At 40.3% G+C, this 14,384-nt stretch carries 14 protein-coding genes; 8 read left to right on the forward strand and 6 right to left on the reverse strand.

Going from position 1 to position 14,384, the window contains the following annotated elements; translation table 11 throughout:
• The first annotated feature begins 35 nt into the window (after window positions 1-35).
• Genes SHALO_RS05565 through recG form a run of 7 tightly spaced genes read left to right on the forward strand, consistent with a single transcriptional unit; the run spans window position 36 to window position 6,646 of the window.
• The gene (locus SHALO_RS05565) at window positions 36-383 is read left to right on the forward strand and encodes a c-type cytochrome (protein ID WP_238585295.1); all 348 of its coding nucleotides are present in this window, start codon (window positions 36-38) and stop codon (window positions 381-383) included.
• A 54-nt stretch (window positions 384-437) separates the two neighbouring features.
• Window positions 438-1,724: a glutamate-1-semialdehyde 2,1-aminomutase gene (hemL, locus tag SHALO_RS05570; protein ID WP_069477724.1), complete on the forward strand. Its 1,287-nt coding sequence runs from the start codon at window positions 438-440 to the stop codon at window positions 1,722-1,724.
• Window positions 1,721-2,023: an AtpZ/AtpI family protein gene (locus SHALO_RS05575; protein WP_069477725.1), complete on the forward strand. Its 303-nt coding sequence runs from the start codon at window positions 1,721-1,723 to the stop codon at window positions 2,021-2,023. Before hemL ends, SHALO_RS05575 begins: the two co-directional genes overlap by 4 nt.
• A complete protein-coding gene (locus tag SHALO_RS05580) occupies window positions 2,007-2,498 on the forward strand; it encodes a hypothetical protein (protein ID WP_238585296.1) in 492 nt (163 codons plus the stop codon). Before SHALO_RS05575 ends, SHALO_RS05580 begins: the two co-directional genes overlap by 17 nt.
• On the forward strand, window positions 2,495-3,544 hold the full coding sequence (locus tag SHALO_RS05585) for a dehypoxanthine futalosine cyclase (protein WP_069477727.1): 1,050 nt from the start codon (window positions 2,495-2,497) through the stop codon (window positions 3,542-3,544). The genes SHALO_RS05580 and SHALO_RS05585 overlap by 4 nt, the downstream gene beginning before the upstream one ends.
• Window positions 3,545-3,591: 47 nt before the next feature.
• The gene (locus SHALO_RS05590) at window positions 3,592-4,842 is read left to right on the forward strand and encodes a M16 family metallopeptidase (RefSeq protein WP_238585297.1); all 1,251 of its coding nucleotides are present in this window, start codon (window positions 3,592-3,594) and stop codon (window positions 4,840-4,842) included.
• Window positions 4,829-6,646: an ATP-dependent DNA helicase RecG gene (recG, locus tag SHALO_RS05595; protein ID WP_069477729.1), complete on the forward strand. Its 1,818-nt coding sequence runs from the start codon at window positions 4,829-4,831 to the stop codon at window positions 6,644-6,646. Before SHALO_RS05590 ends, recG begins: the two co-directional genes overlap by 14 nt.
• A 34-nt stretch (window positions 6,647-6,680) precedes the next feature.
• On the opposite strand, the gene hpf is transcribed toward recG, so the two are convergent.
• The 6 genes from hpf to fliW form a co-directional block, all read right to left on the reverse strand.
• Complete coding sequence (gene hpf, locus SHALO_RS05600) at window positions 6,681-7,193, reverse strand: ribosome hibernation-promoting factor, HPF/YfiA family (protein ID WP_069477730.1); 513 nt, start codon at window positions 7,191-7,193, stop codon at window positions 6,681-6,683.
• Window positions 7,194-7,283: 90 nt separating this feature from the next.
• Entirely contained in the window at window positions 7,284-7,748 is a 465-nt protein-coding gene (locus SHALO_RS05605; protein WP_069477731.1) for a hypothetical protein, read from the reverse strand.
• Complete coding sequence (locus SHALO_RS05610) at window positions 7,748-8,635, reverse strand: type II secretion system protein (RefSeq protein WP_069477732.1); 888 nt, start codon at window positions 8,633-8,635, stop codon at window positions 7,748-7,750. Before SHALO_RS05610 ends, SHALO_RS05605 begins: the two co-directional genes overlap by 1 nt.
• On the reverse strand, window positions 8,632-9,318 hold the full coding sequence (locus SHALO_RS05615; RefSeq protein ID WP_069477733.1) for a type II secretion system protein: 687 nt from the start codon (window positions 9,316-9,318) through the stop codon (window positions 8,632-8,634). Before SHALO_RS05615 ends, SHALO_RS05610 begins: the two co-directional genes overlap by 4 nt.
• 1 nt (window position 9,319) lies before the next feature.
• Window positions 9,320-13,051, reverse strand: a complete 3,732-nt coding sequence (locus tag SHALO_RS05620) for a Calx-beta domain-containing protein (RefSeq protein ID WP_069477734.1) — start codon at window positions 13,049-13,051, stop codon at window positions 9,320-9,322.
• Window positions 13,052-13,111: 60 nt separating this feature from the next.
• Complete coding sequence (gene fliW, locus SHALO_RS05625) at window positions 13,112-13,507, reverse strand: flagellar assembly protein FliW (protein ID WP_025344250.1); 396 nt, start codon at window positions 13,505-13,507, stop codon at window positions 13,112-13,114.
• A 167-nt stretch (window positions 13,508-13,674) separates the two neighbouring features.
• On the opposite strand from fliW, the gene SHALO_RS05630 reads away from it, so the two are divergent.
• Complete coding sequence (locus SHALO_RS05630) at window positions 13,675-14,322, forward strand: outer membrane protein assembly factor BamD (protein WP_069477735.1); 648 nt, start codon at window positions 13,675-13,677, stop codon at window positions 14,320-14,322.
• Window positions 14,323-14,384: the final 62 nt, after the last annotated feature.

Raw genomic sequence — 14,384 nt, forward strand, 5'->3', positions numbered from 1 at the left:
TACCTAATTACGAATAAAGAGAGGATAAAGCAGTTTTGACGCGATTTTGGCTTACATGTAACGTGGTACTACTCCTAGCAATAACACCACTGTTTAGCGAAGATTTTATCACCAAAATGGAGTATGCAAAAATGCTCTATTCCAATCCTAGAGGCATTGGCTGTAACAAGTGCCATGGCGAAAAAGGTGAGGGTTCTGTGATCGCGCAATACCAAAACAGAGGCAAAACCATTGTCCTCGAAGCTCCCAATCTTACGACCGTTTCCAAAGAGCGATTTTTCCAAGCGCTCACAAGCCAGCATAAAGTGATGCCAACCTACTTTTTAACATGGCAAGAGATCGACAGTTTGTACTACTTCGTCTCAAGCGAAGTGAAAAAGTAGTTTGTTTAAAAACTTTCAGTAAAATAATAAAAAATGAATTAAGGATGTATAACAATGCACTATGATAAAAGCATTAAAGCGTATGAAAAAGCTCAAAATGTGATCCCTGGTGGTGTTGATTCTCCTGTACGAGCGTTTAAAAGTGTGGGTGGAACACCGTTGTTTATCAAAAAAGGCGAGGGCGCTTATCTGATCGATCTGGACAATAATCGCTATGTCGATTACGTTCAAAGTTGGGGTCCATTGATCTTTGGACATGCCAATAAAACCATCGAAAAAGCGGTCATCAAAGCAGTGAAAAAAGGACTGAGCTTTGGCGCTCCAACCAAAGCCGAAACCAAGCTTGCAAGCCTTATCTGTTCGCTCTTTCCTGAGATGGACAAAGTCCGTTTTGTGAGCAGTGGAACTGAGGCGGTTATGAGTGCGATTCGTCTTGCGCGAGGCTTTACATGTAAAGATGACATTATCAAATTTGAAGGGTGTTACCATGGACACAGCGACTCGCTTTTAGTCCAAGCAGGAAGTGGTGCCGTGACCTTTGGATGTCCTAGTTCTCCAGGTGTGCCTGCGGATCTTACGAAGCATACGTTACTTGCCAAATACAATGACATCAAAAGTGTTAAAGAGTGTTTTAAAAACTCTAAAAATATCGCGTGTATCATCATCGAGCCGATTGCGGGCAATATGGGTTTTGTCCCTGCCGATCCAAAATTTTTGCAAGAGCTCAGAACGCTATGTGACAAACACGGAGCTTTGCTTATTTTTGATGAGGTTATGAGCGGATTTAGAGCAAGCCTTAAAGGGGCGCAAGGCATTTATGAAACCGTGCCAGACTTAGTGACGTTTGGAAAAGTCATCGGTGGCGGTATGCCTGTGGGTGCCTTTGGTGGACGCGCTGAAATTATGGATAACCTCTCCCCTGATGGTCCTGTGTACCAAGCAGGTACACTCAGTGGCAATCCTGTGGCGATGGCGGCAGGACTGGCTTCTTTGGAGCAAATATTCAAAGATGAAACCTTACATGTAAGATTGGAAAAGAAAGCAAAAAGGCTTGTTGAAGGGCTCAAAGATGCGGCAGAAGTATCGGGGATTACGCTTCAAGTGAATGCCATTGGTTCGATGTTTGGCTTCTTCTTTAACGATAAACCTGTGAAAAATTTTGACGATGCGCTGAAGAGCAATACGCAGTGTTTTGCCGCCTTTCATCAAGGTATGCTGAGAGAGGGTTTTTACTTTGCCTGCTCGCAGTTTGAAACAGGCTTTATTTCCGATGCCATGAGCGATGCGATGATCGAAGAGACCATTGAAGCAGCGATTAAAGTTTTTGAAGAGATTGCATGAGCGAAGAGAAAAAACCAAAATACGGCAAACTGATCGAAGGGGCGGAACAGCTCTCTTTGGGTATTTCCATTGTGGTAGCTGTGCTCATCGGTATTGGTGTGGGAATGCTCATGAGCAATTGGTTCAACACACCGTGGCTTTTATGGGTCGGCGTTTCATGGGGTATTGGTGGCGCGATCCTCAATGTCTATAAAGCGTATAAAAAAAATGTGGCGTCACTGGATGAACTCAAAGATGCTGTGCGCTATAAAAAATACCAACAACCTAAAGACGATGATGAAGATGACGACGACAAGTAGGCTTGTGCGCTTTTACCTTTTCGGCGATGTTTTGGTCGTTCTTCTCTCCTTATTTCAAGGCGGCGATTGGCTTTTAAACACGCAAATGGCGTTTGTATGCTCACTACTGATCACATTGGCATCGTTTCGCTCGTACCATACGTTTGTAACACGTCGTGTCGATGCAGGACTGATTCCTGATGATAAATTTGATAAATTCTATGAAGACGATAAAGAAGAGGATGATGATGAGCAAGAGAGCGTTGCACCAAGCGTCGCTAAAGTAGGCTTTAAACAGAGTTTTCACAATCTCGCTTTAAGCTATAAAAGTGCACTTTCGCTGTATCGTATCTTCTCGTATGGCGTGCTGTTTTTAGCAGTACTTTTTTTAATTCGCCACGATACGTTGGACGCAGTGGCATTTTTTGTGGGCTTAAGTGTGGTTCCACTCTCAAGCTTTTTATCTGTTTTGTTTGTAAAAAAGGGTTTTGAATGAAACGAATGAGTAATGAAGAGGCGTTAAAGCTGATCCGTGAGGCAGACCTCAATACGCTAGGAGCGATGGCGTTGAAGCGAAAAATGGAGCTTCATCCTGAAAATATCACCACCTTTGTGGTCGATCGCAACATCAACTACACCAATGTCTGTTGGGTTGATTGTAAATTTTGCGCATTTTACCGCCATCATAAAGAAGATGAAGCCTATGTGCTCTCTTACGAGGAGATCGGTCAAAAGATCGAAGAGTTGATAGAAATCGGAGGAACGCAGATCCTTTTCCAAGGCGGTGTGCATCCAAAGCTCAAAATCGAATGGTATGAGGAGTTGGTCGAATGGATTAGTACCAATTATCCGTCTATTACGATTCATGGATTTTCAGCCATTGAGATTGATTACATCGCTAAAATCTCGAAGATTAGCTACCAAGAGGTGTTGTTACGTCTTCAGAAAAAAGGGCTTTACAGCATCCCAGGAGCAGGAGCTGAAATTTTAAGTGATCGTGTTCGTGACATTATCGCTCCTAAAAAATTAGGGACTGAAGAGTGGCTTGGAGTACACAGAGCCGCACATAAAATCGGTATGCGTTCCACTGCGACGATGATGTTTGGAACGTTGGAAAGCGATGAAGAGATCATTGAGCATTGGGAAAAAATCAGAGAGCTGCAAGATGAAACAGGTGGTTTTAGAGCGTTCATCATGTGGAGTTTTCAAAGCGATCACACGAAGCTCAAAGAAGAACACCCTGAGATCAAAAAGCAGTCCTCGAACCGTTATCTTAGGCTTTTAGCGGTGAGTCGTTTGTACTTGGATAATTTTAAAAATATCCAAAGTTCATGGGTCACGCAAGGCAGTTACATCGGTCAGCTTGCCCTTATGTTTGGCGCGAACGATCTAGGCAGTACGATGATGGAAGAAAATGTGGTCAAAGCTGCAGGGGCGGCGAACCGCATGAATCAAACCGAGATGATCAAACTCATCAAAGACATCGGCTCCATTCCTGCCAAACGCGATACCTCGTACACGGTTTTGGAGCAGTTCGCATGAAAAAAATGTTTTTAGTTACGATAATGATTTTGTTACAAGGAGTATTAGTGGCGCAAGAAGTCAGTCAAATCAATGTAAATGGTGTAGAAATTCCTGTGGTCTTTGAAAAAGATGCCTCACTGCCAATCACTTCAGTACAGCTTGTGGTCAAAAATGCAGGTAGTATGGAAGATGGTGCCAATGAGGGCATCGCGAAGTTCTTAGCGGGCATGTTAGGCGAAGGAACCAAAGAGATGGGAGCAACGGCATTTGCAGAAGAGCTTGAATTTCGAGCGATTTCATTGGGCGCTCACACAGGCATTGAAACGCTTGTATTTGAAGTCTCAGCGCTTAAAGAGCAGTTTCCCTACGCGCTTGGGATGCTTCAAAAACTCCTTAAAAGCCCCAATTTCAGCAAAGGAAGCTTCGATAAAATCAAGCTTTTAACATTGGGAATGCTCTCCAATAAAGAGAGTGATTTTGACTACATCGCCAACCTTAACCTTCAAAAACTCATTTTTGAAAACACGCCGTTTGCGCATGCGTACAGTGGCGATGTAAAAAGCATCAAAGCACTGAAACTCAAAGATGTTGAGACATTTTACAAAGAGCGTATTAATTTAGAGAGCCTGATTATCGTCGCAGGTGGCGACATTGAACTGGATGAACTTAAAAAATTGTTGTTGCCTGTCCTTTCGGAGATTAAGCATGGAAAACGCCGTGATATGGCGTACTTTGATGCCAATAAAAACGCGAAAGAGCTTGTTGTTCACAAAGAGAGTGAGCAGGCGTACATCTATTTTGGAGCACCATTCTACATGAAAAGTGGCGATCCTGAGGCGTACAAAGCGAAAGTGGCGAGCTTCATTTTAGGCGAAAGTGGTTTTGGAAGTCGTTTGATGGAAGAGGTGCGTGTGAAACGAGGATTGGCGTATTCGAGTTACAGCAGAAACAGCATTGGCAAATCCAGCAGTAGTTTTACAGGGCATCTTCAAACGAAAAATGAGAACTTGGAAGAGGCTAAAAAAGTCGTTGCCGCTGAGATCAAGCGTTTTGTGGACGAGGGCGTGAGCGAAGATGAATTGGCACAAGCCAAACGCTTTTTACTAGGAAGTGAACCGCTTCGCAACGAGACCCTTTCGCAACGCCTTTCGCGTGCATTTTTTGAGTACTACAGTGGATTTGAGTTGGGACACTCTAAAAAGCAGTTAGAAAAAATTGAGGCGTTGAGCCTTGAGGATCTTAACAGCTTCATTAAAAAACACGATGAGATCACAGCCCTTAGCTTTTCGGTAGTCACGAAACGTGAAAAACCTTGATCTTGACCCGATCGACAAAGAACGCTTTAAAAAAATAGGGGTAGGAACGCTTTTAGACTTAGCGCTCCTTCTGCCGCATTCGTATGAAAACACCACCCTCTCGCCATCACCGCTTTTGGAACAGATCAACACCTTACATGTAAAGGTGATTTCACTCAAACAAAGCCCCAAAGTCTTTCAAATCGTCTTTGATGTGGAGGCGTGGAATGCGCATCTTGATGGGGTCATTTTTGCCGCAAAACCGTACCATAAAGCACTGTTTAAAGTAGGGAATGAATGTTACATCCACGGAAAAGTCAGTTATAACAATGGGCGTTTGCAGATGGTGCAACCCAAAATCGTCACAGCGATCAACACGCTCATTCCTAAATACAAAACTCCACTTCAAAACAAAACCGTCATAGAGTTAATGACACGCTTTCTTAGCCTTGAAGCACTCTTAAACGAAGGCTTACATGTAAGCGAAGCTCAGACACTTTTAAGCTTGCATCGACCAAACGCCAAAGAGGCAAGTGCGTTCAGCAGCTTTGGTTACTCGGAATCCATCCTAAAAGTGCTCAAATTTGTCGAGATTCATAACTACTTGAAAAAACTCTCAGGCAAAAAAGTGACGTTTCCCTCCTGTGCCAAACTGGATGGTGATGAAGCACCTTTTATCGCTTCGCTTTCCTTTATATTGACCGCCGATCAGCAAAAAGTTATTGGTGAAATCAAGCGTGATTTTTTAAGTGACAATGCCGCAAAGCGCGTCATCATGGGTGATGTAGGCTGTGGTAAAACGATGGTTATTTTAGCGTCTGTGATGATGAGTTACCCTAAAAAAGCCATTTTGATGGCGCCGACGACCGTCCTTGCCAATCAACTTTTTGAAGAAGCGGTGAAGTTTTTACCTTTACATGTAAAGACACTTTTGATCACCCAAGAGGCTGACAGCAAAGAAAATTTGGCTGATTTTGACTTCATCATCGGCACACATGCTTTGTTGTATCGTGAACTTCCAACCTGTGCGCTTGTCATGGTGGATGAACAGCACCGTTTTGGTACGAAACAGCGCGCACTTCTTTCTGCTTTGGTTTCAAAACAGGCGTGGCATCCGCACTATTTGCAGTTTTCTGCCACGCCGATTCCAAGAACGCTCAGCATGATTCAGTCTTCGTTGGTCGATTTATCCTTCATAAAAATGCTCCCTTTTCCCAAAGATATTACGACCAAAGTGATTGCCAAAAAAGATTTTAAAGCGTTGGTGGAGCATTTACGCGCTGAAATTGCCAAAAAACATCAATGCATCATCGTTTATCCACTCGTTGAAGAGAGTGAGATGGTAAATTATCAGTCCATCGATGAAGGGCGTGGCTTTTGGGAAAAGAACTTTGAAAAAGTCTATGTGACGTATGGCAAAGATAAAAACAAAGAAGAGATCCTCAAAACCTTCAAAGAAGAGGGAAATCTGCTCATTTCGACCACGGTTGTTGAAGTGGGCATTTCACTTCCAAATCTCTCGACGATCGTCATCGTAGGCGCAGAACGTCTTGGGCTTGCCAGCTTGCATCAACTTCGTGGGCGCGTGAGTCGCAATGGTCTAAAAGGCTACTGTTTCCTCTACACCAACCTTGCTAAAAGCGAAAGGCTTGAGAAGTTTTCTCAAACACTCGATGGCTTTGAGATCGCTGAGCTAGATTTGGCGTACCGCCAAGGTGGCGATGTGGTGGAAGGGAGTATTCAAAGTGGCAAGAAATTGGTTTGGTTTGATATGGTTGGAGATGAAGAGATTTTAAAAGAGGCAAAAGCTAGAATTGAGGCGTAGGCAAGAAGGTTTTGCCTTCTTGCGTTCTAAAAGATTAATACAACCCGAATCTTCCATCGGTTTTTTTATACATCACGCGGAATTTATCTTCCATATCATGGAAAACGATGAATTGTTTATCACTTGCTTTGAGCTCATTCATCGCATCTTCGACTTCGACAGGTTTGTAGCTATCAAGGCGAATTGGCACGATCTCATCGTCGCTTCCTTCACTGTTCTCTTCGATAACAACGAGTTCTTCAGCTTTGTAATTGGTAATTTTATCATGGTGACGACGTAAGACTTTTTTTGCTCTCTCGATGGCGAGATCAACCGCGGCATAGACATCTTTGTCTTTTTGTTGAATGACAACGGTGTTTTTATGCGCCATGTTAATCGCAAACTCGACATTGAAGCCTTTTTTGCCGTTTTTTTCATCGGCTGAAATCACAGTACGCACAGAGATAATGTCCAAATTGTATTTGCCAAGAGCATCAACGGCTCCATTCACATAAGCCTTAATGGGCTCCGTCAAATCAAATTGTTTACCTACGATACTGGTGTTCATCTTGTCTCCTTTTCCTTCCCTCTTTCAAGGGTTTATAAAGTCAGTATAACAAATAAAACCTTAAATGAAAAGGAGAATTTTGGGCTTGTTTTACGGCTTTTGGATGGTACGGCGATGAAGGCGAATGGGCTCTGTGGAGATGTTATTGTCGGTCACGGTTGAAACAATGGTGTCGATGATGACGGTGACATTGGAGTCCGTTGTACTAATATTAGATTCGCTGAATTTTTGACATTTAGCATTGCCAACGGGTAATCCCGTTCCGATGTAGTGCATGGATATATTGATGTCAAAGATCGCAGTAGCACTAGTGCTAGGAATGTATTGCGCATTGATGGTATTTAAACAATTATCGTTTGTGGCAATGTCATGTGCTGAGATAGCCAGTAAAGCATACTCTGTACTGCTTCGTAGTAAAAGTTCTGCTTGTTCTCTCAAATAAGTATCGCTGGTTTGTTTAACACTCAGTGCCGAAATAGAGAGTGCTAATGCGCTTAATGATGCGATGAGTATCATAAAAATAATGGCGGTAAGAAGAGAAAATCCTTTACGCATCAGTACACAACCTTTTCTTTACAAATGGCAATTCGATCACCTGTTCCTGTTTCATTATTGTCATGTAAACAGAGTTTTAGGCGAATGACGGTGTCATCTTGTTTAAATTGAAAAAGACTCACATGTTCTGCCAGTACAGAATTGCCTATGCCATTACTACCATAATTCTGACCTAGCCATGGCTGATAGTTATAACGAAGCGTTAAATTAAAATCGGTTGAGTTAAAACTACTCGGGACGATAGCATAGGCAGAATGGGCTAAAACATAATGCTCATAAATATCATTGGGAATATCAGCAGCATCAATGGTTAAAATATCATCTGTATTTCGTGTTACTTTAACGGTAGCTGAACCATCTGCATTGTTTGGATTTCCCCAACCAAAGTCAGTAGCATTGTAAGCTGTTTCAAAGATAAGCGCTGCCTCTTTCCCTGCTGTTAAATCAATAGCACTATTGGTTAATGCACTCATCGTAGCAGCAGTAGAAGAGAGATTGCTATCGGGAGTTTTAAGTGTATGGGGTGTTTTATCGGTACTAGCATGGTTCAAATCAATCAGTCCACTCCACCCTGGAGGTGTATCTAAAAGGCTTTCATTGCTGTAGCCAATCCACTCGATAATAGAATAGCTATTGTCACTATTTGCAAGTGCAGTAAAACTTGTATCCGCTTTTCGGGCTATAGTGCTATCTTTAATACGGTACTGCAATCGTTTGGCAATCTGTTCTAAAACAATCTCCGTTTGTGATTCTAATTGATTGATAGTTCGTGAACGTAAGTAATTATTGTAGAGTGAAAGAATGATCTCCGAGCCAATGCTTGCCACAATGCCTAAAACAACGATGACCATCACAAGCTCTATCATTGTAAATGCTTTTTTCTTCATTGCCATGTCTTTTTAATCACTTTACTTTGCCCAATATTGGATGAGAAAGCATACATAAATATGGGTTTTTCAATACCATTGGCCGTTGCTGTTACTTTGATCATTTTTATATTGGTACTATTGGTTGTACTGTTAGAGGGATTGAATGTAAAGGTTATATCCTTACTTGAAGCATAATTTCCATTTGAAAGAGTGTCTTTTATATAGTTAACGGTAGTGTTCAGTTCTACATTGAAAATAAAATCATCGAGTGCTGTTACCGTTTTTATTTCGCTATCTACGTCAAAATCATCAATATCACCCTCTAGTATTGTTGCATTAGCTACACCAAAATTAGCTTTTGTCGTAGAAACATTTAAATCATCCCATAGTCGTCTTCGACCATCGGCTAATACATGCCCTTTGCGTCTTATAGTGCTTGTATTAAAATCAGTGTCAGTATCAGCAGATGTGGGTACATTTAAAACGCGTTCAATATCAGCTGTTGCATCATAGGTATTTTGATCCCATTGGTAAGATAAGATGTAAGAGAGCTTTGTTCTAATAGACAATATAACCTCTTGACGCAAAGCAAAGCTATTGCTATTTTGCACTTGAGTTAAAACAAGGGGCAAGCTCATTACCACAATGCCCATAATGACAATTGCAAAGACAAGTTCTATCATTGACATCGCTTTTTTCATTTTACCAGTTCATCTTTCGGTTGGTACGATTAAGATCATTCGTGTTTGTAAAGGCTCCTGTTGTATGAGAAGTCTCATTCCTCTCAACATTTCCTGCACCTGACCAATTTCCTGCACGTGTAAATTCTACAGTAAAGTCATTGGTGGTAGCTGTATTGCTGTATTGATTGTAACGTAACCATGATGATGGATTCATTTGAATAATATCTGTATAAGGGGCATTGGTATTTGTAAGCCTATGAGTATTATCCATACCCGTACCAGCATTGATGGTACTTACGGTTGCATTTGCAATAGTTGTTGCTTTTGATCCTGTTGTTGCAGAAGTGAAAGCGGTAACATTTCCATCGGCGATTACATGTAAAGGATTTTGGTACCAATAGAGCGATAATGGACTTTGTGTACCTGTAACACCAAGAGCTGTCTTATTGCAATCTTTACAATAAACTTCATAGCGAATCGTTGTATCGATTGGACTTGGAGCGCGATAATCCGTGGAATAGACGCGACCGTAGTAAAAAAGAGAGCTTTGATTAATATCCTTGGTTCCTGTAACAGTATCCTCATCTGTTACATTAATATCGCGAAGATTTAGTTTGAAAGGATTGACTACTTTAGTATTATCCCGATCAAAATTGAGTTTTATCTTCATTGTCCCTGTACCATTATTATCAATTCCAAAAATAGTTTTATCAACGTTACTAATATTTAAATTTGTGTTAATAAGTGAGCTATCTGCTTTAAGAGTATTTGTCTCAAAAAAATTGATTTTAGTCAGCGAATTTGCAGGAGAAATAGCAAGTGCATCATATGAAATATTGTAGTCTGTTATTTTAGCATAACATAGACTATTATAACTAGATGTCGTTGCATTATTTTCTGTTTTTGCCGTTATATTGACATCTAATACTGCTGACATAGTAAAATCACTTGAAAGATAAGTAAAATTAGTATCGTGATTTGATACGGTTCCTATTAAATTAAAATGATGAGGAATAAATTTAAATTGCTTTGTTCCCTTGATAAGACATCCCACAGGTGTACTACTTGTACTATCACTATTTAATGTACAGCCACCAGATACTTGATCTGTACTTGTCCAATCACCGTCTGAAATAGTAAAATTAATATCCATAACATCATTATACGTAAATGTCGATAATGTTGAACGTCCTTCATTAAATGTAAGAGATTCTGTTTGAATAGTATTAACTGGGCACGTTGTCATGGAAGGATTTGCAACTTTTAATACACTGGTATTTAATGTTGCAGTACCAAGTGTTGTATTGTACCCACTTACATTTCCATCAGAAAGTGTTGATGTAGCATTAATATCCAAAGTGTAATTTTTACCTGCCAATAGTTTATTGGGATTAGAATCATTTATATTGATAGAAAATGATTTTGGTCGTATGGCAAATGTATCGGAATAAGATAACATAGACGCATCACTAGGGTTACTGATAATAAACTGCATTTGCTTTGCTGCACTACTTGTAGTAACATCAAAACATGTTATTGAACTAGCTGCAGGTATAGCTAAATTGTGGGCAACTCGTTGATTAAATCCACTGTTATCTGTTAAATTAACATCAACAGTGACAGAAGAGCTAAGAGGTGATGCGCTATTATTAGCACTTGTCCCAGCTAAAACGCAATAGCGTTTGTTTAGTGGTGCAATTTGAGTTTTGAGATTATTATTGAGCCATTTTGTTGACCACGAAGCGGTAGAGCTGTCCTCTGTTACCCTAAATGCACCCGATAATGTTGGAACATAAGCGGAACAATTTCCTCGAACGACCAAATCATCTATTTCATGGGCATTACACCCATCACCTGTTCCTGCAGTGAGTGCAAAGCGGACATAATCAGGCGTTGCAGATTGGTTATAAATCGCTAATTTTGCATCAAATTTATTAATAATAGTTTGGTAACCATTCCCATCGTTAATATCACGCTCAAGTTTAATAAAAAGATGGCTCGTGTCTCTTGCATCAACAGTCATTTGGAATTTGTCACCTGGAAGTTTATCAGGATTTGTAATATCAATTATTGGTGCTATTGTAGGAGAAACTGGATATGCTTCTTGTAAAAAATTGTATCCGGACGTTCCTGAGCCTCCACCCCTAATGACAGCAGCATTAATACGAGAACCTGGTCCTCCAATCCTGCCTTCTGTGGGATTAGAAAAATTTCCAAATTCATCTAATCCAAGCCCTAACCATCCACCTTGAAAACCATTTATGCCAGTTTTTTGTGCGTACCCCATGGATCCACCATATGCTCCAGGTGTTGGACTGGCTCCTATTGACGAGTCATATAAAACAGCAACAATTCCATCAGCACCATAATCTCCTATTCCTTTTGCAGGAGTCGATTCTTCAAAACATCCTCCATAAGCATAGTGTTTAAATTCGATTATAATGAGATTCTCTTTAGATGGAAATTCATAATCTTTTGTTACCGCCGTAGAAATCTTGTATTTACCAGGGGTTAATTTCAAATGTCCTTGGTTGATTTGAGGTGTAAAACCTCCACTACTATACAGTGTTCTCCATTTTGAATCTAGTGTTGTATCAAAATTATCGGAGTAACAAAGAGGTGCGGATGTTTGTTCTAGTATTTGAACAATGGCAGATGCGTTGGTTCCTAACGCAATTGAGCCTGAGGGTTGTGGATTTTTTAGAATAACTGAAAAATTTTCTGTTATCTCAATAGGTTGATCATGGATAATATACATAGGAAGGGAGACACTCGTCTCTCCTGCAGGAATAGTTATTGTTCCACTTTGTGAGATATAATCAGTACCACTGTTTGTCGTCCCTATCGCTGTACCATCTTGTGTTGCAAATTCGACAGTAATGTTATCGTCAACTGCCTTAGAAAGAATAACAGTCATAAGCATTGTGCTAGAAGAGTTAAAAGGAAGGCTTGTATCTTCTGCTGTTTGATAGAGACTTTGCTGAAATTCTATTGTTGGTGGATTGTCATCATTTAGAATAATACCTGTTGCCGTTGTCGTGCTTATAGTCGCGCCAGAAGGGTTGGAAAGTGTAACGTAAAAGGTTTCATCTGATTCAATGGCTGTATCCCCCATAATAGGGATAGAAATGGTCTGTGTTGTTACTCCACCTGAAGTAAACGTCAATGGTTCCGTTTTAGCAGTATAATCGCTTCCTGCCGTTGCCGTACCATTTGAAGTGGTATAGTTGACAGTTGCAGTAGCACTTTGAGACAGTGTTACTGTAAAATTCATATAAGAAGTTCCACTATTGCCTTCGTTTTGTGAAGCATTTGCAATGGAAAGAGTTGGAGGTGTTGGAACAAAACTTAGTCCCAGACTGTAATTTGGTGTTCCATTCCTTCTTTGAATTCGTACATAGACTGTTTGTCCAGCAGTAATACTGAGGCTATTACTATAGCTGGATCCATTATTTAAAACTCTTGTAATTGTACTTAAGCAAGAAACACCTGCTTGAATACGTAAATCAGTATTTGCTGTTGATGTATAATTAATAGTTAATGTGCCAGTTTGTGGAATTGTGAAATAGTAGTAGTCATCATCTCCACTTTGGACTGTGCCTGTTTCTGTGCGACTGTAACTTCCTGTTTGATTGTGCATTTCACTAATAAGTTCTGCTTGAGTACAGTTGTCATTATTTTCCGTATCAGCAAACGCAGTGAAAGGAATGAAAAAAAGAAAAATATAAAAAAGAAATAAGCTGTTTTTCATACATTACCTCTAAAATATCTTTACATGTAAAAGCCAAAAACGCATAAAACGCGTCACGTTCTACTCAGATTTCTCTTTATTCAAAAACAGTGAAATACTCTCCATAAGCCCAAAATCAGGATGTTGATTGGCGTCTAGTACGACTTGTGCTAGGCTTTGGTTGTCGACATTGAAGACGAGTGGGGCGATGAAGTTAATCGTTGAGGTTTCGATTGGTGTGGCGATAATCATAATGTTTAAGATAAGAATGTTCGATTTTTCGTTGATCTCTAGCAGGGTTCTAAAGTATTCGGGGATTTCAAATTCGTAAGGGCGGAGCATAAAAGGGTTAATAAGTGTAAAGGTAGTCGGATCGGATTTTGAGATAAATTTGACGAAAAACTCATCAATTTTTTCCAGTTCTACCTCTTTGATGGTTTCAAATCCAGGGATCGGCGCTTTCACAGAGAAGATCATACTATTCCTTTTTAAAAAACAAATATTTCATCTATTGTATCATTTTGTATGTTAAATAAGGCAAGCGGCGCAAAAGAAATCGACTTCAAAGCGAAAAAATCTCGTTTTATTTTAAGATAACAAAAAAGAAGATACAATAGGTTTTTTTAACACAAAGGATAGAGTGAATGAAGATAGCAAATGTTCTTATTGTGGCGTCATTGGTGGCTTTTATGAGCGGTTGTGCCTCTAAAGATAAAGAGGTTTTCAATATGCCAGCAACCTATTGGTATGAAGAGATCGCAAAAGAGATCAAGAACCAAGATTTGGAAAAAGCAGACTCGCTTTACACCTCATTGGCCAGTGAGCATATCGAATCCCCACTTTTACCTGAAGCGATGACGATGCTAGCCAACGCGCACATTCAAGATGAAGAGTATGTTTTGGCAAATTTTTATCTGGATGAGTACCTCAAACGTTATGGTAGCAAAGCCAATGCGGATCATGTTCGTTACATGAAAATCAAAGCAAATTACGAAGCATTTCCAAACCCAAATCGTAATCAACAGTTGCTGATCGACACCATTACGCAAACCAAAGATTTTATTGCGCGTTATCCAAATTCCAAATTTCGCCCTCTAGCGGAGACGGTTTTGGTGCGTTTGGAGCTGGGTGAGTATCTTTTAGATACGAACATCAAAGATCTTTACGAGAGAGTGGACAAGCCAGAAGCTGCAAAATCGTATGAAGAAAAACTGAACAAATCTTCATTGGGTGGCGCTAAAAGTATAGAACCTGCGATACCATGGTACCGTTCTTGGTTTGAAAAACAGTAGTTCTTAAAACTTTTTATTTACTTCTTTACTATACAATCTAATTATCGCATAAGGGCTTAGCT

The organism is Sulfurospirillum halorespirans DSM 13726 (genome assembly GCF_001723605.1).
Taxonomy (GTDB): Bacteria; Campylobacterota; Campylobacteria; order Campylobacterales; family Sulfurospirillaceae; genus Sulfurospirillum; species Sulfurospirillum halorespirans.

Coding starts and splice junctions, on each gene's coding strand:
- hemL (WP_069477724.1), top strand. CDS start 438: ATGCACTATGATAAAAGCATTAAAGCGTATGAAAAAGCTCAAAATGTG.
- SHALO_RS05575 (WP_069477725.1), top strand. CDS start 1,721: ATGAGCGAAGAGAAAAAACCAAAATACGGCAAACTGATCGAAGGGGCG.
- SHALO_RS05580 (WP_238585296.1), top strand. CDS start 2,007: ATGACGACGACAAGTAGGCTTGTGCGCTTTTACCTTTTCGGCGATGTT.
- SHALO_RS05585 (WP_069477727.1), top strand. CDS start 2,495: ATGAAACGAATGAGTAATGAAGAGGCGTTAAAGCTGATCCGTGAGGCA.
- hpf (WP_069477730.1), bottom strand. CDS start 7,193: ATGAACACCAGTATCGTAGGTAAACAATTTGATTTGACGGAGCCCATT.
- SHALO_RS05605 (WP_069477731.1), bottom strand. CDS start 7,748: ATGCGTAAAGGATTTTCTCTTCTTACCGCCATTATTTTTATGATACTC.
- SHALO_RS05610 (WP_069477732.1), bottom strand. CDS start 8,635: ATGAAGAAAAAAGCATTTACAATGATAGAGCTTGTGATGGTCATCGTT.
- SHALO_RS05615 (WP_069477733.1), bottom strand. CDS start 9,318: ATGAAAAAAGCGATGTCAATGATAGAACTTGTCTTTGCAATTGTCATT.
- SHALO_RS05620 (WP_069477734.1), bottom strand. CDS start 13,051: ATGAAAAACAGCTTATTTCTTTTTTATATTTTTCTTTTTTTCATTCCT.
- fliW (WP_025344250.1), bottom strand. CDS start 13,507: ATGATCTTCTCTGTGAAAGCGCCGATCCCTGGATTTGAAACCATCAAA.
- SHALO_RS05630 (WP_069477735.1), top strand. CDS start 13,675: ATGAAGATAGCAAATGTTCTTATTGTGGCGTCATTGGTGGCTTTTATG.